The organism is Paenibacillus sp. VCA1 (assembly GCF_031583795.1).
Classification (GTDB): Bacteria; Bacillota; Bacilli; order Paenibacillales; family Paenibacillaceae; genus Paenibacillus_AQ; species Paenibacillus_AQ albilobatus.
In genome coordinates this window covers 461,738-483,213 of sequence record NZ_JAVLSX010000006.1, presented here as the reverse complement: position 1 = coordinate 483,213, position 21,476 = coordinate 461,738, and the positions used below count along the sequence as shown (strand labels likewise).

The window sequence follows — 21,476 nt, the reverse complement described above, 5'->3', positions numbered from 1 at the left end:
TACATACGGTTTTACAATTACGACAGGTTCCAAGCAAAACTAAACAACCTTAGTCCTGTGGAGTACCGAACTAAGGCTGCTTAATGACTTCAGTTTTAATACTGTCTACTTGACGGGGGCAAGATCAGACTACTGGCGCCAGTTTGCAATCTGAGTGGTTTTTTAATGTCCGTCAACTAAATGGGGTCTTTACCACCGCGGCTAAGGGCTTTCTTTTAGTTATTGTTTCTTTTCTTACTGTTAACACGGAAAGAAATGATCACTGTAATAATAAGAAGTAAAAAGACGGTAATATTACTTTGATTAAACGAATTAGTTATTAATGAGTTTATTAAAGCCAAAATAATTGCGGTAACTGTAATACCAGAAAGAACATAATTTGTCTTCTTCTTATCATTTTTGAATGCGAATTTAACGAATGTTACCAAAATAATTGTAGGAATTAAAAGAAAGAGTAATATAGTTGTCAATGCTGTGACCATAAATATCTCCTCCTTTCTTTTAACAGTATACTTCAGCCTTGATTTGTTGTCACTTCAAAGTATGTAATAGGGAGCCAATGGATATTCAAAGTGACACCTTTACCATTATTATGATAACTCATGGAATTAGCAATCATTGTAGCGCCTGCACCCTCAATTGCTGCTACAACAGCACCCAATTGACCAGAAGGAATGAAGGCGGCTATTGCTGCTAGAATTACTGCAACCTGTGCTGTTTGATTCAGAGAGTAAACCATTCGTATTGTTTCCTCGTTATCAAAAGTAATTGCTACTCCCCACCAGTAAGTGTTACTAAATACATACGGTGTTATTACAGAGCTGTTACTTCCGGAAACTTCACTGTTAAGAACAGCATTCAAGTTCAATGAGCTGCCACTTTTGGAAACATCACCATTGAGAGCAACATTCAAGTTTTGAACCCCTGTTGCAAAATGTTCGTAAACATCTTGATCGACAATATTTTGTGCAGCTGGATCAATGTGATAAAGATTATCCTGCCCTTTACTTACGTATGGCGTCATTGCCTCAATAGAGTTTAAAATTTTTGAAGAAAATTCATCTTTCCCCAACACGATTGTCCTTTGATCAGGATTAATTTCTCCTTTTTGAAGTTCGACCGAAAGAGAAGGTGTTGCCTCAGAAGCGAGTGCAACTGGAGCCAGGGATGCGATAGCCAAAGAACTGCAAAGAGCAACTGATAATATTTTTACCTTTTTGTTCATTTTATTACCTCCTTAGGTTAATGTGGATACAATTGTATAATATACTAAATATATACTATAATCAACCATATAATGGTATAAATTTTTATAGCCTTATCGCTATGCATAGCATGCTTAGGAACAAGCGAGCTTCAGTTAATGATTATGGCTTGGAGGGGACGAAAGCTGCAAAGCAGCATAGAGTGTGCAGTTGACTGCATTTTCGGACGTGCCAAAAAGGGTTGAAACATTCAGATGTTGTTTAATCCAGCGAGAAAACAGCAGCGAGATTTGTAAATCTCTTCAATCTATTCTGCTGAAATTGTTTTTAGATTCGTAACAACCCGAATTTAATGTCATGTCCATCGTCAAAGATAACGAGCGATGCTGTTTTGAGAACGAGCATTTCGATCCATAATTGACAGATTATATCCCGGATCAAAGGCGAATTTTCGGTGATTTATTAGAAAGCGGCTTGCGTCCAATATTCCAGTAAAGTGTATACGGTGAAGAATATCCGATTAATTCACTGACTGTAGCCACTTCCTCTCGGGAAAGAACAGATGGAAACATAGACTGGAACATGGTAGACTTTTTCATGAGGTCGCCTCGTTTCGGTGTTTGTAGGGGTACAAACAGCTTTTTCTAGCATTTATTGGATAATCAACAGGCGTGAGTTGCTGTTTTTCTTTTTAGGTCTTGTCCTTTCGGGCAGGGCCTTTTTTACTGTATATCCAATGAATTCCGGGTATCTCCCTAAAATTGGCTTAGAAGTGAAACATATGGTATGCATGGTTTTCAGCGTGCGTGCCTTCTGTGTTCCGAAACGGATGGATATTCCAAACAAAGTAAAAAGCCTGTTCTTGCCGTTAAAATGCGGGATAGTAAACAAATGTATATGAATTATCAATATTTATCTATTTCAAGCGGGACTGAATTTCCCTACAGTAGAGAAAATGAAAGTGCTTTCAAAGGTGGTTTTCCGCCTGAGTTTGCGAAAGGGGGGGGATCCGGCGAGCATCACCCGAAACAGGAAAAAAAGTCTTACCAGATGCAAGTATTTCTGTACTCGAAAAAATCGAAAAAGGAGCTGGCCTTGATGAATTTGAATTGTAAAAAATGGGGTTCCGTCCTGATCGCCGCAGCTTTGTTGACGGCCCCGATGTCCGCGGCGCAGGCAGATCCGGGCGTTCCGGACCAAAGCGCGGCGGAGGCGGGAAATGCCGGACAGCAGGCAGGGAATGATGCGGGAAGCTTGCAAGCCCTATCGGATCAACCGGCCGATGCCGGACAGCCGTTTGTGGATCAAGCCAATCAAGCCCCCGACGCCAACCCGTCGACGGCGCCAACGGACGCGGAGCAGACGAAACTCCGCAATCTCGCGGCAGGGCTTGCGTATGAATGGTCCGAAGCGCCGGACGCATCGCATCCGGACGACGGCTATAAGCTTACGGATGGAAAATATGGCAAGTTGGATATGAATGATCCGGCTTGGGTAGGACATGTGCGCGGAAAAGCACGTGAAGTCGTGTTCGATTTGGGTCAGGAAAAGTCGATCGCCAAGATTTCAGCTCACTTTTTCCAAGATTTCCCTACGAACTCCATCCTCGTGCCGTTAGAGGTCTCGATGTATGTCTCCGACGATAAGGAGAATTGGGGATTGCTTTCTCATAACGCCACCCAGCTGCTCTGGGGGTCAGGGCCGCCTAGACAGGAGACCTTCACATGGGACGGCAGCCGGGACGGAATCAATGGCGGGAAAACGGATGGCAAGCTGGCTTATGCCCGTTACGTTAAAGTCATCTTTACGATGCATCAATCGTTATGGGAGTACATTGATGAAATCGAAATTATGGGTACGGACGGTAAGGTCGACGGGGCAGTAACCGTTCCAACCGAGCAGCCTCATTTTTTGGAGCCGGGCGAAGCGACAGCTGGTATCCGGAATTTGAATCTGCTGTATAACGGACAGTATGCAAATGGTTTAGGTGATTGGAGTAAGGAGCGGATTATTCCTAATATCAGTTATGTCAATAAGGAAGGCGAGCCTACCGATTGGCTTTTTGACGGCATTCTATATCTCGGGCTTGCTTCACCTGCCGGCCGTGATTTCGGCCTTGGGCAAACGAACCTTGGGGATTGGAAATGGTATTTGGATAAAACATTTGCAGCCACGGGGGATATGCAGAATTTGAATGAGGCTACCAAGGAAGTCGGAGCCAAGCTGAACCAGCCTGATCATAAAGAGAAGGTTGTGTTAATGATTCCGAATCCAGGGGGATCTTTAACCGATTTTGGCGACGTTGACGGTACCGGTTCCTTGAACTTTAACGAATCCGTCGTCGGCAGAGCTAAAGCGCTTGAAAACAGGGGAAAAGCGATACAGTGGTGGCTGGATCAGGTCCAGCAAAGATGGCAGGCGGCGAACTACTCCAATCTTGAACTTGTCGGAATGTACTGGCTGCCGGAGCAAATCGATGTAGGTGAATCGGGACCAGACGATGCTCGCATGATGACGGAAAAAGTGCATGCCATGAACTTGAAGGTGTTCTGGATTCCTCATTCTTTAGCTTACAAAATGTATATGTGGAAAGACGTCGGCATGGATGCTGCTGCCTACCAGCCGAACTACTTTTTCGGTGGAATGGATGTTGACCGTCTGGAAGATGCCGCGAATAATGCAAAACGGTACGGGATGGGGAACGAAGTCGAGTTTGATGACGGGATGTTGACGGACGCCGTACTCCGCGAGCGTTTTATCGACTACTTGAACAGCGGCGCCACAACCGGTTTGATGCAAAATGGCTTCAGAGCTTATTACCAAGGAAATAATGCCGTTTACAACTTAGGGGTGAGCAAGGATCCAAGTTTGCGTTTAATGTATGACTGGCTGTATCAATATTTGAACGGAACATACGTTGTCCACGATAGCCCGGCGCCGGAAGCGGAAATCATCATCAACGGACAAACGTTAAATGGCGATTTGGAAATACCGGATACGGAAACCCTGCAGATTACGTGGAAAATCAAAGACGACGATGGAAGCGGATTGGCGAAGGTAACGGCCATGCTCGACGGCAATCCTTACACCCAGGGAACACCGATTAATCTGGCGGGAAAACCGGGTAAACATCAATTGGTCGTCACCGTGGCTGCTGCCAAATCCAAGACGACGACTTACATCATCAGAGCGGTAGCGAACGCCGACACGATGAAAGCTAATGTGAACCGATTCGCCGAACAGAATCAGTTCACGACAGTCGAAGCCCCTCGGTCGCTTAATAATTATCTGGAACTGATGAAACGTAATGAAGGAACAGATGCAGCGCAGTTTGACAAATACTTAAAAGGCTTCAACGTGAAGCTGGATCAATTGTCTGCAGACCATATTATATCGGATACGGCGTACGCTGCGCTGAAAGAAGAAGTTTATAGCCTTATCGGTAATCTGGCGGAAAGTAAACCGGCAACGGCTTCATCCGTAGAAGGCTCCCTAGAGAGATTGGCGCCGGAAAAAGCGGTAGACGGATTCTCTTCGACAAGATGGTCGAGCGGCTATGTTGATGACACCTGGTTCCAGGTCGATCTTGGCGAATCCAAAGAATTCGATACGGTCAGAATCGACTGGGAGAATGCCCGGGCTAAAACGTACAAATTACTTGTTTCCGATGACAATCAGCATTGGACCAGTGTGATCAAGGATAATGACGGAATCATTACGGCACAAGCGGGGAAAGAAACCGTTCATTTTGATCCGGTTAAAGCCAGATACGTCAAATTCCAAGGCGTTCAAAGAAATACGGAATACGGATATTCCTTCTATGAATTTGGCGTATATCATCTTTCGGGAGGCGATGCGGTAACTGCGATCGACGGCACAAGAGCTGTGGCGGATGTCGCTGCGGGGAAATTGACGATCGACGGTCTGGTGATGAATGGCGGCCCATCCAAAGTAAATTTAAAAATCGTCGATTCCAAAGGGAAGGTCCTTTATCAAGGCCAGACGACAAGCACGGAAACAGGACGTTTCCAATTTATAATCAAGCTCGTTGGTAATTTAAAGGGAACTAACGAAGCTTATCTCTCGATGGATGGAATGTCGACACCCGTGAAGATTGCATTTGAATACAACCCAAGGTGACCCGGGGTTCATTTCCCGGGCGAGCGCAAAATTCGATGGCAAGCGGCCGGATTTCAGCGATTTCGACTTGGGATAAGGGCGCCGCATGACAAACTTTGTCAGGCCGGCAACCTTTATTAGCTTCACTCCAAACCAAAAAGCCATGGACGCACGCGTTATTTCCACGCTGTGCATTCCATGGCTTTTGGTTTTGTTCGGGATTGTTTGCAGGAAACGTCTAAGGATGTCATCGGGTAGTGATTTTTTGGGTCCGTTCGTAAAAAATATTTAGATTTATTAGTTAAAAATATATTGAATATTTAATTCTAAAAATATAGAATGGAATAAAACCGAAACGAAAAATAAATAAAACAAACACGAATTGGAACAAAAACGAAAGAGAGGATACTCATGCATGTTTTTGACGCGTCGTTTAAACGGAATACCTATCAAGTCGAGCTGAATGCTTCGCTGCTTTTCGAATACGCGCTTGGCATCGCAGCGATGACCTACCCCAAGCTTCACGATGCCATGGACAAGCCTGCGTCGTATTGGCGGCAGCTTCGGGAGGAGGCGTCCGCCGATCTGAACCGGGAGCTGGACTTTTGCCAAAAACATCAAACGTGGAAAATGCTGCTTCAACTGCTGCATGCCGATTCATTTGCTTCGCCCGGGGATGTTGCCGATCGGGTGTTTCCCATGCGGGATGAAGATTTCAATTATATGGTCCTTCCGTATTTGGGACGCGGCGAGGAAGCGCTCCGGATGCAAGCGGCCCAAGGCGACAAGGAAGCGGTCGATGCGTTGATCGAAGCATGCCGGGTGCATGCTTTCTTTCCGGACATGATCCGGGCGGTCAGCCGATATGGGGCAAGCCGTTTGAAACATCATCTCGCCGATTTGCTTCGGTTATGGGAGAAAGAAATCGGGGAGAAGGACGCTGCGGAGAACAAACGGATTTTGGAACGGGATTTGGCCGAAAAAAAGGCTTGGCTGGAAAAGGGCTCGCCGGAAGAGGTGGTGCTGCGGGCCGCGGGCGTCGAATACAAACCGGAAGCGGGCGTGAGCAAGGTCATGCTCATTCCGCATGTCATTTATCGTCCGTGGACGATCGAGGCCAACATGGAAGACACGCAAATTTATTATTACCCCGTCAGCGACTCCAACCTGAACGGCGACACAGATCCGTACGAACCGCCCGGCAGGCTGGTTCAACTATACAAGGCTTTGGGCGACGACAAGCGGCTGCGGGCATTAAAGCTCATTTCCGAACAGAGCCGGTCCCTGAAGGAGCTTACCGAATTGCTCAACACGGGCAAAACCAACGTGCATCATCATTTGGCGATTTTGCGCAGCGCGGGATTGGTGCGCGTTCAGGGCGGCAGCTACGCATGGAATCCGGGCTCGCTGGACCATCACGCGAAGGAGCTGCGCGGTTTTTTGGGATTGGAGGAATGACATTTGCGTAAAAAGGAGAGCTGAATCGGTGGGCGATACGTTGAACCGCAGCCTCGGCTGGTTATGTTTCGATCAGATGCGCTCGGCTTTTGCGGCTGCAGCGGGCACGTTTGTATTGTCTTGGATGTTGTACGATTTGACCGGCTCGAAAGCCGCGATGGGCGGGCTGTGGCTGCTCAGCTTATCGGGCCAATGGTTGGTGCAGTGGCTCGCCGGTCCTTGGATCGACCGCTGGAAACGTACGGTCGTGATGCGGGCGTCCGAAACGATCCGCGGATCGGCATATGCATTTGTGTGCGCGATGTGGATAGCGGGCCAGAGGGAAGCATATGTATTATTGATCGGGTCGTTCCTCAGCTCCTTGCAGGTTTACGACGCGGCGGCGGGAGCGATCATGCCGAAGCTCGCCGCTCCGGACAAGCTGGTGCGCGTCAATGCGTCCGTCTCGGGCATGGTGCAGCTGATTCGGGTTGTCGCGCTGCCGGCAGCCGGGCTTCTTACCCGCGTGTTGGCGCCGGAAATGCTGCTGTCCTTGCTGGCCCTTTTGTTTTTTGCGTCATGGCTTCCCGCGGCATTCATTGCAGAACTACCCCATACCGATGGGGAAAAACGGACGTGGAAAAGCAGCTTTTTGCAGGGAATTCGGGTCTATCGATCGAATAAGGTGCTATATGAACTGGCAGCTCTCGTTTCGGTTACAAGCTTTGGCGTTTGTGCCACGCAAGCCATGTATTTGCCTTATGTCACGGAGATACTGAGCGGCGGCTCGCTGGAATACGGGGTGTTTACCGCCGCTTTCCCGCTCGGATACGTTTGCGGCAGCATGCTCGTCGGGCGGCTGCGCGAGCCTGGCGCACAATTGGGCGCCGTGATGAGCGCGGCGCTTTTCGCCGGCGGAGTTACGTACATTCTGCTCGGCGTGATGACAAACCTGACGGCGGCGGTCCTCATCGAAGCGGCGGCAGGAGCGGCCATGCCGTTTTGGAACGTGTACAGCAGCATGATTTATTACAGGATGGTTCCGGCATCGCTCCTGGGGCAGGTGCTCTCCACCAAGTCGCTCTTGACCAAGGCCGTAACTCCTTTCGGCGTCATGTACGGAGCTTATTGGGCGTCCGCTTTCGGACTTCCGGAGCTTTTTCTTTCCGTGGGCGTTTTGATTTGCGCCGTTTCCGGCGCGGCAACGATTTGGCACTTGAAAGCGAGGATCCGAAAAAGAACCGGCATACCGGCCTCCAAAGAATAAACTTTGCCGTTCATGACATGATATTCATATGAGACTGGCAATTTGCTGAAAAGAGGTCTGAATATGGATACGAAAAACCAAGAGCACATTCATGACGGCGAAGATTATCGTTACATACCCGCTTTTTCCGTCGCCAGCGGCCAGGGCGTTCAGATCAAAGACGACGTGTACGCATTTACGACGCAGATCGTCAATCTCGCGGCCGTCGGCGTGCCGGGCCAATCGTCGTTTGTGCTGATCGATGCGGGCATGCCGGAATCGGCGGACGACATTTTGGAAATGACGCGGCAGCGTTTCGGGCGGCATTCCCGTCCGGCAGCGATCCTTTTGACCCACGCGCATTTTGACCATGTCGGCGGCCTCGTGGATTTGATTCGGGAGTGGCAGGTTCCCGTTTACGCCCATCCGGAGGAGATTCCGTACTTAACGGGAGAAAAAAGCTACCCGAACCCCGATCCGTCGGTGGAAGGCGGGCTGTTGGCCAAGCTGTCCTTCGTTTTTCCGAATGAACCGCTTAGCCTTGGCTCCTGGGTCCGGCCTCTGCCGGATGACGGTACGGTTCCCGGGCTGGAGGAATTCCGCTGGCTGCACACGCCGGGGCATTCGCCGGGACATGTTTCGTTTTTCAGGGAGCGGGACCGGATGCTGATCGCGGGCGACGCATTTGTGACGGTCCGGCAGGATCAGTTGTACAGCGTGCTCACGCAAAAGATGGAGATCAGCGGACCGCCCCGCTATTTCACGACGGATTGGGCGGCAGCCAAAACGTCGGTCCAAAAGCTGGAAGCGCTGAAGCCGCACGATGCGCTGACAGGGCACGGAAAGCCGGTTTCCGGCCAAGAACTGGCGGAAGGCCTGCATGAGCTTGTCGTCCGCTTTGACGAAGTCGCCGTTCCCGACTACGGGAAATATGTTGATGGACAAGACCGTACGATGCATTAGACGAATCATCATAAGAAGCCCAAGGGAGGCTGCGCCAGCATACAATCCCGACAGGCTTCTTTTTTGTACAGACCATTTATCATTTGAGAAAAAGGAAGGAGGACGCCCATGTCCGCCAAAACATGGATGACCTGTGCTTTGCTGCTTGCCGTCAACGTCCTGCTGGTTTTCCTGGTCGAATTTTTTACGGCGGTCGGCAGCGGTTCCGCTTCTTCGGGGAACGCCAATCCGGGCGGGATGCTGCTTGTTCCGGGTTTCGTTTCCTTATTGCTGCTGATGCTGATGACGTTCGTGGTCGCGGTGCGTTATTTCGATATGCTGCAGGACTACATCGCCAAACCGTCCTATCACCTTCTGGTCCCCGGTTTGTCAGTTGCGGCATTGCTGCTGGCCCTTTTTCTCCAGCTGCGCAAAGTCAAGCATGCGCTGATTTCCCTTCGCGGCGACGACGAGCCTGCCATCCGGTCGCTCGGGCTTGTCAACATGTACACAAACTCGCTTTATTTTAACGCGTACATCGTGTTGTTTTGGCTTTCTTTTGCCGTCTTGGGGGGATGGTGGGTCGTCCAAAAAAGACCAAATTGACTCCGGTTTGCAACGAATCCTTAACATCTTGCCGAGGGCATCGAATTTATAATGAAAGAAAAATTCATCCATCGGGACGTTAAGGAGGTACATATGAAAAAAACGAAACGATCCATGCGGGCGGCCTTCGTCCTGCTTATATTCGCGTTAATGTTGCCGGGATGCGCATTCGGCGGCTCCGGGCAAACGGCCGCTTCAGGGGACAACCCTTCCGCTTTGCAATCTGCGGCGACAGCGACCGGGAACGTTGCAATAACATCCGGAACGCAAGGCGTCCCCGTTGAGGCCAGCCCCAAATCGGTAATGAAAAAGGGCGCTCCCGTTAAAATTGAACCGGGTTCAAGCCTGTATGAAATTCCGGCCATGGATTTTGTGAACGCCGATACGGGTTTTGCCGTGAATCAGGTGTATGCCAAATCGCTGTCGCTCATTTCCACGACGGACGGCGGCGCCCAGTGGGAAGCGACAAAAATGCCTGGAGAGCTTGTCTTGGGACTCGATTTCATCGACCGGCAAACCGGCTGGGTGCTGGTTCAAGACGGGTGCAGCGCCAAGGGAACGACCGTGTGCAAAACCATCCGGCTCATCCGCACGAAAGACGGAGGGAAAACCTGGACGGCATTATGGCAGGCCGCTTCGCAGGAAGACAACAGCCATGGTTTTTTGAATACGCGCAGATTGTCTTTTGACAGCCCGAAAAACGGGGTGATGCTGGCCAACGGCCGCTTATTCGTTACCCGCGACGGCGGCGTTCATTTTGATCAGGTTTCGTTCGGCGTCAAACATTTCATTCCGCTTTATGTAAACTTTCCAAGCGAGCGGATCGGCTACGTCGTGGGCACTGTCGGTGGGGATGCGGGCAAGCTGGCCGTTTTGAAAACGACGGACGGCGCCCGAACCTGGCGGAAACAGCTGGAGCTTACGGGGGAAAATTCGCCGCTGTCGAGCTTGGGCATCGATTTTAAGGACGAACGCATCGGCTGGCTGCTGACGAACGAAGAAGGCATGTTAAGTGGAGAGCTGTACCGAACGACGGACGGCGGCGAACATTGGGCGAAAATGAGCGCGCAGCGCACGGGGCGCCCGACGCCAACCGATATCCGGCTTGCGGACGCCGATACGGGAGTGATGTCGCTTCATCCCGGCGCCGGTCCGATCGAAGGCGGAATTTGGATTACTCATGACGGGGGCAAAAGCTTTGCGAGCGTGGCACCAAATCACGCCGTTGCCGTCAATCAGGTGCAAATGTTAAGCCCCAAGGACATATGGGCTGCCGCGGACGGCGTCAATGAATCGGGCTTCCTGCTTCATTCCGCGGACGGCGGGAAAACATGGAAGCAAACTTATCCGGCGGTGCGGCCGATCGGGGACGTCTCCATGATCGACTCGTCCTTGGGGTATGCCGTAGGAACGCTGCCGGACAACAACGTGGTGCTGCAAACCGTTGACGGCGGAGCAAGCTGGAACATATTAGGCCGAGTCGACGGTTACCTGCGATTGGAAAACGTCAGCTTCATCAATAAAAAGGAAGGTTACGTTGTCGCATTTCGCGAGCATGAGCCGCATCATGTTCTGCTGAAGACATCGGACGAGGGGAAAAGCTGGACGCCTGTTGAAGGACCTTCGCTTCAAGACCTGAGCGGGGTTTCAGATATTTCATTTTTTCGTTTTTATGACCAAAAACAAGGCGTGCTTGTTGCCAGCAGCCAGGAAAAAAACGTCTGGCGCACTTCGGACGGCGGGGAGACCTGGAAGCAAGCAAAACCTTTGGAAGGTAACGGTTCGGGAACGAAGGCATTTTTTATTGCTCCGAAGGAGGGATGGATGGCACAGATGGGAGATCGGGAGCATGGTCCGGTTTTGTTTCGGCTGAACGAACAATCGGTGCGGAAAACGCTTACGCTGCCCAAGAGCTGGTTTCCGGAAGCGATCGCCTTCGCGGATCCACGTCATGGATACATCGTTTTCGGAGAGACGAATGCGTCGGGAAGCATGACTCATCTGCTTGCAACGGCCGACGGCGGGAAAGTGTGGACGGATCATCCGATTCCCAAGTCGTCCGGCGTTAGCGACGCAAGCGGACTCTACTTCGCCGATGCGAAACACGGTTGGCTGCGGTTCTACGGAGGGACGGCGGCCACAGGGGACGGCGGGCTTAGCTGGTCGGTGCTTCAATAAGTTTTGGCTTCTGTAAATATACCACCCTGGATCGATAGGGGGCATGATCTAAACTTTTGCAAGCGAATGGGAAACACTGCGGAAAATTGCAACTATTAACCTAATTTTACAAATACATTCCACATGTTTCCTTGTAAAATACTTCTTACAGGAAGGGGGGAATAAATGTAGCCAACGGATGAGCGTCATGTTTCTACCATTGCACGTCAAATCAAGAATCAGGAAAGGAAGCTGAAACATATGAAAATGCGTACTGTTTCACTAATGATGTCCTTGATCATGATCTTGCAGGTTTTCGGCGTGTCCACGGTTTTTGCAGGGAACGATCAACGTAGCGATAGTTCGGAAAGCCAAGGTTTAATAGCAGAGTATTACACAACCTCGGGAAAAGGACAATTCGATTTCAAAGAGCTGAAGAATACGACGGTTGATGCCAATATTGATTTTGATGATATAAAACCAATTCTAAAAGCGCTTACAGGGCAGGATGAATATAATGCGGTCCGTTGGACGGGGCAGCTGACGGCACCGGTGACCGATGATTACAAGTTCTATATTAAAGCAGACAATGGGTTCCGCCTATGGGTGGATGATCAGCTGGCGATCGACCATTGGGTGAATGATTGGGACATCGAGCAGACGAGCGCCCCCATTCGTTTGGAAGCCGGCAAGAAAGTCAGCTTTAAATTAGAGTTTTTTCAGGACTATGGCGGGGCATACATTCAATTGAAATGGTCCAACTCCACATTGCAAAAGCAAGCGGTGCCTGAGGAGGCATTTTCATTGCCGGTGGGGTATGTAAACCACAGTCCGAAACAAAGCATCATTCTGCAAGACGGCCTGCAAGCCGAGCTGCAGTTCAGCAGCAAGCTGCAAACCGTTCCTAAGGCGGCAGCGAAGCATTTCACATTGACTGCAGGGCGTCGCACTCATATTCCGACAAGCGTCACCTTAAAACCGGATGACCCGTCTGTTCTTCGATTGAAGTGGGATGTTCCCGTTTATAAACCGGATCAGTCGATCATTGTGACCTATGACGGACAAGGCAAAATTAAGAAAGCGGACGGCCAGTCCTTATCCGCATTCGTGGGCACGAAGGTGGCGAATCATTCCGAGTTTTTAATCCAATCCCCTTGGGCGGACAACGTGGACAAAAACAATGTATTGCCTGAATATCCGCGTCCGCAGCTGGTTCGCGACCAGTGGCTCAATCTGAACGGTGAATGGGAGTTTGAGAGCGCAAGCAAGCAAACGACGCTTCCAACGGGTAAGACGTTAAGCGAGAAAATCCTTGTGCCGTTCGCCGTCGAATCGCAATTGTCGGGACTTGAGCGGCATGAAGACAAGATGTGGTACAAACGCCAATTTACCCTGCCGTCCGATTGGGATGGCAAGCAGGTCCAGCTTCACTTCGGCGCGGTAGATTTTGAAGCGACTGTCTATGTGAACGGACAGGAGGTTGGAAAACACCGCGGCGGCTACACCGGGTTTAGCTTCGATATTACGAAGCAGCTTGTGGCCGGTGAGAATGAATTAATCGTCTATGTCAGCGATCCGACGGATGACGGCGGATATACGATTGGCAAACAACGAAACCACCCAGGCGGGATCTGGTACACTTCGGTGTCCGGCATTTGGCAAACGGTGTGGCTGGAACCGGTGGCTCCCGCGTCCATTGATAGATTGGATATGACGCCGGATCTTGCGAGCAATTCGCTTAAATTAAAGGTAACGGGAAGCGCCGGGGTTACCGATGAAGCGGTTGAAGCCATCGTCATGGAGAATGGGAAGGAAGTGGCCCGTGCGACCGGGGCCGTCGGAAAGGAATTGTCCATCCCGATTCCGAATCCGAAACTGTGGTGGCCCGATGATCCGTTTCTGTATGATCTGAAGGTGAACCTGGTGAAAGGGACCGCAAAAGTCGACGAAGTGTCCAGCTATTTCGGTATGCGGGAAGTGAAGCTGGGCAAAGTTGACGGCATCACTCGTCCGCTCATTAACGGCAAGTTTATTTTCCAAATCGGGCCGCTGGATCAAGGTTATTGGCCGGACGGGTTATATACGGCGCCAACCGATGAGGCCATGAAATTCGATATTGAAGCGGTAAAACGGCTCGGCATGAATATGATCCGGAAGCATATGAAAGTGGAGCCGGATCGCTGGTATTATTGGGCCGATAAGCTGGGTGTCGTCGTATGGCAGGACCAGGTGAGCAAATTTGGCGATTCGGCGGACAACCGCGCCCACTTGGAGAAGGAATTCAAAGAAATGATCGACCAGTTCCGCAATCACCCTTCGATCGTCGTCTGGACGGTGTTTAATGAGGGTTGGGGGCAGTATGATACCGAACGGTTAACCAATTGGGCGATGAGCTACGATCCGACACGTCTCATCAATAATGCGAGCGGTTGGACGGATAAAAACGTAGGTCATTTCATCGATGCGCATAATTATCCGTCGCCGATGATGCCGCAGCCAACGGATACACGGGCGGCGGTGCTTGGAGAATACGGGGGACTGGGTCTGCAAGTGCCTGGACATGAATGGAATTCCAGCGTATTCAACTATGAAGAGCAAGAGAGCGTATCGAAACTGACCAATCGTTATATCAGCTTCATAAAGCAGCTGGAAGACCTGAAGGCATCGGGTCTTAGCGCTGCGGTGTATACTCAAATCACCGACGTTGAAATGGAGATCAACGGCTTGCTTTCTTATGACCGTAAGGTGGAGAAAGCGGATTTCAAACGTCTTGCGCAAGCTCATAAAAAATTGATCGGTACGCAAAAGTGACAAAATCCATAATGCGACGCGATGGAATCATGGCTTTTTATGCATGGTTCCTTTTTTTGTCAATTTTGGAGGCTAAGGCTCCACTCAGTACTTTTGCTCCGCAAAAGCGCCTCTTTTTAAGAGGCGTCGGACTTCTTTCCGATACCCTCAGTACTTTTGCTCCGCAAAAGCGCCTCTTTTTAAGAGGCGTCGGACTTCTTTCCGATACCCTCAGTACTTTTGCTCCGCAAAAGCGCCCCTCTTTGAGAGGCGCCCTTACTTCTTTCCGATACCCGATATGCGAAAGACCGAAATGCTTAAAAAAAGACTTATTATTCTAAATACAATCAGACCTCCGACTTTCTAAAATGAGATCGTGAGAATAGAAAGAGGGTGAGCATATGGGTTCGGATATTCTTTTAGCGATGGAAGGAATCAAGAAGGAATTTCCCGGTGTGGCGGCTTTATCGGATGTAGACTTTTACTTGCGGAAAGGGGAGATTCATGCGCTGATGGGAGAAAACGGCGCGGGTAAATCCACCTTAATCAAAGTGCTGACAGGGGTTCATAAAAAGGACGCCGGGACGATCAAACTTCGGGAAAGGGAGATTCATCCCAAATCCCCATTGGAAGCTCAACAGCTCGGAATCAGTACGGTTTATCAAGAGATTAATCTTTGCCCGAACTTGTCCGTTGCGGAAAATATATTTGTCGGCAGGCAGCCCCGCAAATGGGGCATGATTGATTGGAACACGATGAACCGGCTTAGCGAAGAACTGCTCGCAAGGTTTGATTTGCATATGGATGTCAGACAGCCGTTGTCCGCGTATTCGGTTGCCGTGCAGCAGATGGTGGCCATTGCCCGCGCAGTGGATATTTCCAGCGACATTTTGATATTGGACGAACCGACCTCAAGCTTGGATGCGAACGAAGTGAAGCAGTTGTTTGCCGCGATGCGCAGGCTGAAAGAGGAAGGTATGGGCATCCTGTTCGTCACCCACTTCCTCGAGCAGGTCTACGAAGTAACGGATCGCATCACGGTACTCCGAAACGGAACGTTGGTCGGCGAATTTGAGACGGAGGCGCTGCCCAAAACACAGCTCGTTTCCCATATGATCGGCCGGGTATGGGATCCCGAGGAGCTGCCCGGTGAAAAAGCCGATAAACCAAATCAGGCTCACGTATTCCTTCAGGCGAGGGGACTTAGCAAAAAAGGCTCGATCCAGCCGTTTGACCTGACCATTCATAAAGGAGAGGTGCTTGGTCTCGCGGGACTGCTTGGATCAGGCCGGACGGAGGTGGCGCGTTTGATATTCGGGATCGACAGAAGCGACACCGGGGTGCTGGAGCTCGAAGGAGAGAAAATCGCCTTGATGTATCCCCGGAAAGCGATTCTAAGCGGGCTCGGATTTTTGCCGGAGGACCGCAAGGTGGAGGGGATCGTCGGCGAGCTTACTATCCGTGAAAATATCGCCTTGGCCATGCAAGCGAAAAAAGGATTGTTCTCTTTCATTCCGGTCAAAAAGCAAAAAGAGATCGCTCAGGAGTACATCGACATGCTGAACATCAAAACGCCCGGCACGGAGCAAAGGATCGAAAACTTGAGCGGCGGCAATCAGCAAAAGGTGATTCTCGCACGATGGCTGGCGACGAAGCCCAAGCTGCTTATTCTTGATGAGCCGACCCGGGGCATCGATGTGGGCTCGAAATCGGAAATTCGCAAACTGATTTTCCGACTGGCCGCTTCCGGCATTTCTATCTTAATTATTTCCGCTGAACTGGAGGAATTGGTCAGTTGCTGCGACAGGGTTATGGTCCTGCGCGACCGCATTCAAATCGGCGAAGTTACCGGCACAGGGATGAAGGCCAACCGAATTATGAAAATGATCGCGGAAGGGGCTGAAGTGTTTGCGAAATCCGGAAGCGCCGGCGCGTAAGGCGGCACGCCACAAAATCATGTGGCCGCTTTTAGCTCTTGCGATGTTGTACTTGTTCAATTTGATCGTTATGCCCGGCTTTTTCAAAGTCGATATCATCGACGGCCACCTGTACGGCAATCTCGTGGACATACTTAACCGCGGTACGCCGCTTATTATGATGGCGATCGGAATGACGCTTGTGATTGCAACGGAGGGGATCGATATCTCCGTCGGTTCGGTGCTGGCTATCGCCGGCTCCATGGCCATTTTCATGCTGGAAGACAGTCCGCTATGGGTGGCAATTCTGACTGCGCTCGGGATTGGATTGCTGTGCGGTTTGTGGAACGGGATCCTGGTATCGATTCTAGGTATCCAGCCGATGGTGGCGACCCTCATTCTGCTTACGGTCGGCCGCGGGATCGCGCAGCTGATTACCAATGGACAAATTTTATCAACGACAAATGGTCGTTATGAATACATCGGCAAAGGGTATCTGTTTGGCATCCCCTTTGCGGTTTACATCGCTGCCGCTGTGTTCATTCTGGTGTATCTGCTCAAAACAAAAACAGCGTTCGGATTATTTCTGGAATCCACCGGGGCCAATCGAAAATCCAGCGAGTTTGCCGGTGTCAAGCCGCGGGTGATCTTTATGACGGCTTACGCCATTAGCGGATTACTGGCGGCCGCTGCTGGTATCATCTACAGTTCCAATCTGAGCAGTGCGGATGCGAATAACGCCGGCTTATGGTACGAGCTTGACGCCATTCTGGCGGTTGTTATCGGCGGCACTTCCATGCGCGGCGGGCGGTTTTTCCTTGGCGGTACCGTGGTAGGCGCTATTTTTATTCAAAGCCTGACCACGACCATCTATTCCCTTGGCGTTCCGCCGGAATCGATCCTGCTTGTCAAGGCGATCGTCGTCATTTTAGTATGTTTGATCCAATCCGACGTGTTCAGACAGAAGCTTATTTCGGCTAAAAGGAAGGTGACAACGTCGTGAATTCGTTCCGGTTTCGAATCGGCAGCAACCATATCATCATATTGGCGACGCTGCTCCTTCTGGTCATGCTGTATGGAACGGGATCGTTGATGTATAACGGCTTCTTCTCCCTGCAAGTATTTCTAAACTTGTTTATTGATAACGCGTACTTAATCATCATAGCCACAGGCATGGCCTTCGTCATTATTACCGGCGGCATCGATCTGTCGGTAGCCTCGGTCGTCGCTTTGGTCAGCATGATATCCGCAACGCTGCTGAATCAAGGCATGAACGCGTATCTGGTCATGGCGGTTTCGCTTTTGGTTGGGCTAGCGTTTGGCGCAGGTCAAGGATATCTCATCAACAAATTTGGCCTTCATCCGTGGATCGTTACGCTTGCCGGGATGTTTTTGGGCCGTGGGCTCGCATATTTGATCGGGACGGATAGCATCGTCATTTCGAGCGAAATCTATACGCAAATTTCCAGTTATAAAATTCGCTTGTTTGGGGACGGTTTTATTTCGATCAGTGTCGTGATCGCACTGTTATTCGTTCTTACAGCAATATTCGTCGGCCGTTACACCGGTTTTGGCAGGGCTGTTTACGCGCTTGGCGGCAGTGAACGCTCGGCCGTACTGATGGGCCTGCCGGCCGCCGGTACCACGATTGCCGTCTACACGTTAAGCGGCTTTTGCTCCTCGCTTGGCGGCATCGTCTTTACTTTTTATATGCTGTCAGGCAACTCCCTGCATTTGATGGGAATGGAGATGGATGCCATAGCAGCCTGCGTCATCGGCGGCATTTTGCTGACCGGCGGATTCGGTTATTTGGTCGGTCCGACGCTGGGCGTGCTCTGTACCGGCATCATTCAGACGATGATCATTTTTCAGGGAACGCTCAGCTCATGGTGGACGAAAATTGCCGTCGGGTTCCTCCTGTTCCTCTTTATGGCCTTGCAAAGACTGATTGTGATGCAGAAGGAAAAGGCAGCCGGCGGCAAGATCAAGATAGATCGGAAAATTGCAAAGAATGACGCGAAAATGTAAATACACCCCATATTCAAATCGTTATAGTGAAGTTGCATCGGAACTAATCTTAGGGGAGGGGCTAGGAATATGAAAACAAACAGAAGAAGTTTTCTGCTTACCTTGCTTATGGGGGTGATGGTTGTTGCCTTCTTCGCGGGCTGCAGCAGCAACAATCCGGGGAAAGACGCCAACGGGGGGAACACCGCTCCTGCGAACGAGCCTGCGAATGCAGCGCCGGCGGATAAACCTGCGGGAAAAAAGATCGTCGTAGGATTCGCGCAAATCGGTGCGGAGAGCGGCTGGCGTGACGCCGAGACGGCATCCATCAAGGAAACGTTTGAAAACGATTCGAACTTTGAATTGAAATTTTCCGATGCGCAGCAAAAACAGGAAAATCAAATCAAGGCGATCCGTTCCTTTATCGCTCAAAAAGTAGATGCCATCGGGCTTGCACCGGTTGTTGAATCCGGCTGGGAAACGGTGTTAAAGGAAGCTAAAGACGCCGGCATTCCGGTGTTCCTGCTGGACCGGAGCATCACGGCTGGCCATGAAGATCTGTACACCTCCTTTATAGGCTCCGACTTTGTGCTTGAAGGCCAAAACGCGGCCAAATGGATGCTTGAAGAGTTGGGCGCAGACGCGAAAGTGAATATCGTACAGCTAGAAGGCACCGTCGGCGCGAGTGCGGCGAACGATCGCAAAAAAGGCTTTGAAGAGGCGATTGCAGGCCATGCGGGATACAAAATCGTTTACTCTCAAACCGGCGATTTTACCAGAGCCAAGGGCAAGGAAGTGATGGAAGCATATCTGAAAAAAGATAAGAACATTCAAGTCGTATATGCACACAACGACGATATGGCGCTTGGCGCGGTTCAAGCCATCGAAGAAGCCGGCCTGAAGCCGGGTACCGACATCAAAATCATCGGCGTCGACGGCATTAAAGGAGCTTTCGAAGCGATTTCCCAGGGAAAAATGAACGTTACGATCGAGTGTAATCCGCTGCTCGGACCGCAATTAAAGCAAGCGATACTGGATTATAAAGAAGGCAAAGAACTTCCGCGATGGATTAAGTCTGAAGAAGACGTCTATTTCGGACAGAAAGCGATCGATGCCCTGCCAAACCGCAAATACTAGCGTTCTTTTCATGACTGTCCACGAATAATAGCCATGTGAAGCTGCAAAAGAGTGATGGACTCTTTTGCATTTTCACATTTTGCATTATGATAAGGATCAAACCTCTTGATATCTTTCGATAGAATGGGCTGATGCTTTTTGCGTATGGGGTTCATTGCCAATCGAAGCATACGATTCAAACTGCTCCTGTACTTCATCTTTATTATTTCATTATCCATCTTAACCCTAGGCTTTTTGGGCAGTTATCTCTATAAGAAATCGATTGAAGAAGAGACGAACTCCCATACGATCCAGATGATGAATCAAGTCAAAAATCATATCGAAGTCTATTTGAAAGAGATGGATCACATCATCGAATATTTGGCAGCCGAAAAAGCCGTGATTGAATTTATGCGGGCAGGCGAACAAGATTGGGCAACATTGGCTGAAACCGGCGCCGAAGTGCAGCGGAGGGAAGCCATTTTCGAAAGACAACGTCCCGAAATTGCAGGCATTCTGACCGTCAACCGGCGTAGTGCTTCAGCCAGCAATACGTTGGAGCGGATCCAGCGCGATCCGCTGACGGAAGAGCGTTGGTATCAGGCCGCGGTCGGCAATCCGGATACCCTTCACTTATTCAGCCATCCGATCGGACGGAATATCAAACTGAGGCAAAACATAAGCGCGGATCAAGTACTGTCCGTTGCGAAGGCGGTGAAAGACCCGGTAACGGACGAAATCATCGGAGTCGTGATGATCGATATGAAGCTTGAATTCATCCGGAGTATCGTCGAATCGGTGTCTCTTGGAAAAAGCGGATTTATTTTTATTATGGATGAAAAGAACGGGGTCGTCTATTCACCGGTAAACCGGATCGTATATCGAATTACGGGCGAGTGGTTGGGTGGTACGACAGGCAGTCTGGTCAAGCCGATTTTTGGACGGAATTACCAAATCATCTATAACATGTTCCCGGATATCGGCTGGAGAATCGTCGGGGTCATTCCGCTCAACGAATCGCTTAAAGTCGTGTCTGATTTACAAACCGTTACCGTGATCATTGCGATGGTGACTTTGTTTTTTGCTTTTATCGCCTCATGGTTTTTTACCAACTCGATTGTGCGGCCTGTCGGCAAGCTGCGCAGCTTGATGCGAAAAGTTGAAGAAGGGGAATTGAATTTAAGGTTTCCTAGTAGGACGAATGATGAAATTGGACAGCTCGGCAACAGTTTCAACAAAATGGTGGAAGAAATCGAAAATTTGATCCATATGGTGTATACGGAACAAAAGGAAAAGCGTGAAGCAGAATTGAAAGCGCTTCAAGCCCAAATTAAACCCCACTTTCTCTACAATACACTGGATACCATTCAATGGATGGCGCTGGATCGGGACGCCCAGGATATCGTCGAATTGGTCGTTGCGCTAACGAATCTTTTTCGGATTGGCCTTAGCAAAGGAAATGAGATTATACCGCTAACGGATGAGCTGCAGCATGTCGAAAGCTATTTGGTTATTCAGATGGCGAGGTATGAAGATAAACTGGATTATGAGATGCTGGTTTCCGATGAAATCAAACGATACCGCGTGTTGAAAATCATTTTGCAGCCGCTTGTGGAGAACGCGATCTACCACGGCATCAAGACGAAATCAGGCAAGGGGAACATCGTGATCCGCGGCTTTAGGGATGGCAATGCTTTGCGATTGATCGTTGAAGATGACGGGGTAGGCTTGCCGGAAGAGAAGCTGATCCAGTTGAGGGAAGATATGCGAGTTACGCGGCAAACCGGCAGGGAGCGGGGTTATGGACTATTTAACGTGAACGAAAGAATCAAACTGGCGCATGGTCCCGAATACGGAATATCCATACACAGCGTTCTCGGCCAAGGAACGGTCGTTGAAGCAAGGCTGCCATTAGTGAATATTTAGATGGGGGAT

15 protein-coding genes are annotated in these 21,476 nt (G+C 50.1%); 13 read left to right on the top strand and 2 right to left on the bottom strand.

Going from position 1 to position 21,476, the window contains the following annotated elements; translation table 11 throughout:
• Positions 1 to 3 precede the first annotated feature (3 nt).
• The gene (locus RJP21_RS31280) at positions 4 to 84 is read left to right on the top strand and encodes an IS3 family transposase (RefSeq protein ID WP_397386230.1); all 81 of its coding nucleotides are present in this window, start codon (positions 4 to 6) and stop codon (positions 82 to 84) included.
• 131 nt (positions 85 to 215) lie between these two features.
• Here RJP21_RS31280 and RJP21_RS16680 read toward each other — a convergent pair whose 3' ends face one another.
• Both RJP21_RS16680 and RJP21_RS16675 read right to left on the bottom strand, forming a co-directional pair.
• Positions 216 to 482: a hypothetical protein gene (locus RJP21_RS16680; protein WP_310860262.1), complete on the bottom strand. Its 267-nt coding sequence runs from the start codon at positions 480 to 482 to the stop codon at positions 216 to 218.
• A gap of 32 nt (positions 483 to 514) precedes the next feature.
• Positions 515 to 1,225, bottom strand: coding sequence for a hypothetical protein (locus tag RJP21_RS16675; protein WP_310860261.1), 711 nt, complete (start codon positions 1,223 to 1,225; stop codon positions 515 to 517).
• 1,078 nt (positions 1,226 to 2,303) lie between these two features.
• Between RJP21_RS16675 and RJP21_RS16665 the strand changes: the two genes are divergently transcribed.
• The 12 genes from RJP21_RS16665 (at position 2,304) to RJP21_RS16610 (ending at position 21,467) form a co-directional block, all read left to right on the top strand.
• Positions 2,304 to 5,345: a DUF4855 domain-containing protein gene (locus RJP21_RS16665; RefSeq protein WP_310860260.1), complete on the top strand. Its 3,042-nt coding sequence runs from the start codon at positions 2,304 to 2,306 to the stop codon at positions 5,343 to 5,345.
• Positions 5,346 to 5,735: 390 nt separating this feature from the next.
• Complete coding sequence (locus RJP21_RS16660; RefSeq protein WP_310860259.1) at positions 5,736 to 6,782, top strand: ArsR/SmtB family transcription factor; 1,047 nt, start codon at positions 5,736 to 5,738, stop codon at positions 6,780 to 6,782.
• 28 nt (positions 6,783 to 6,810) lie between these two features.
• Complete coding sequence (locus RJP21_RS16655; protein ID WP_310860258.1) at positions 6,811 to 8,028, top strand: MFS transporter; 1,218 nt, start codon at positions 6,811 to 6,813, stop codon at positions 8,026 to 8,028.
• Positions 8,029 to 8,091: 63 nt separating this feature from the next.
• Positions 8,092 to 8,970 (top strand): MBL fold metallo-hydrolase, encoded by an 879-nt coding sequence (locus tag RJP21_RS16650; RefSeq protein ID WP_310860257.1) that lies wholly within the window; start codon positions 8,092 to 8,094, stop codon positions 8,968 to 8,970.
• A gap of 108 nt (positions 8,971 to 9,078) precedes the next feature.
• Positions 9,079 to 9,555: a hypothetical protein gene (locus tag RJP21_RS16645; RefSeq protein ID WP_310860256.1), complete on the top strand. Its 477-nt coding sequence runs from the start codon at positions 9,079 to 9,081 to the stop codon at positions 9,553 to 9,555.
• A 93-nt stretch (positions 9,556 to 9,648) separates the two neighbouring features.
• Complete coding sequence (locus RJP21_RS16640) at positions 9,649 to 11,733, top strand: WD40/YVTN/BNR-like repeat-containing protein (RefSeq protein ID WP_310860255.1); 2,085 nt, start codon at positions 9,649 to 9,651, stop codon at positions 11,731 to 11,733.
• 240 nt (positions 11,734 to 11,973) lie between these two features.
• Complete coding sequence (locus tag RJP21_RS16635) at positions 11,974 to 14,523, top strand: PA14 domain-containing protein (RefSeq protein WP_310860254.1); 2,550 nt, start codon at positions 11,974 to 11,976, stop codon at positions 14,521 to 14,523.
• 380 nt (positions 14,524 to 14,903) lie between these two features.
• Complete coding sequence (locus RJP21_RS16630; protein ID WP_310860253.1) at positions 14,904 to 16,439, top strand: sugar ABC transporter ATP-binding protein; 1,536 nt, start codon at positions 14,904 to 14,906, stop codon at positions 16,437 to 16,439.
• Positions 16,411 to 17,421 carry an ABC transporter permease gene (locus tag RJP21_RS16625; protein WP_310860252.1) on the top strand — a complete coding sequence of 337 codons (1,011 nt, stop codon included), beginning with the start codon at positions 16,411 to 16,413 and terminating at the stop codon, positions 17,419 to 17,421. The genes RJP21_RS16630 and RJP21_RS16625 overlap by 29 nt, the downstream gene beginning before the upstream one ends.
• Complete coding sequence (gene yjfF, locus RJP21_RS16620) at positions 17,418 to 18,446, top strand: galactofuranose ABC transporter, permease protein YjfF (protein ID WP_310860251.1); 1,029 nt, start codon at positions 17,418 to 17,420, stop codon at positions 18,444 to 18,446. The genes RJP21_RS16625 and yjfF overlap by 4 nt, the downstream gene beginning before the upstream one ends.
• Before the next feature lie 69 nt (positions 18,447 to 18,515).
• Positions 18,516 to 19,562 (top strand): ABC transporter substrate-binding protein, encoded by a 1,047-nt coding sequence (locus tag RJP21_RS16615; protein WP_310860250.1) that lies wholly within the window; start codon positions 18,516 to 18,518, stop codon positions 19,560 to 19,562.
• 144 nt (positions 19,563 to 19,706) lie between these two features.
• Positions 19,707 to 21,467 carry a cache domain-containing sensor histidine kinase gene (locus tag RJP21_RS16610; RefSeq protein WP_310860249.1) on the top strand — a complete coding sequence of 587 codons (1,761 nt, stop codon included), beginning with the start codon at positions 19,707 to 19,709 and terminating at the stop codon, positions 21,465 to 21,467.
• Positions 21,468 to 21,476 lie beyond the last annotated feature (9 nt).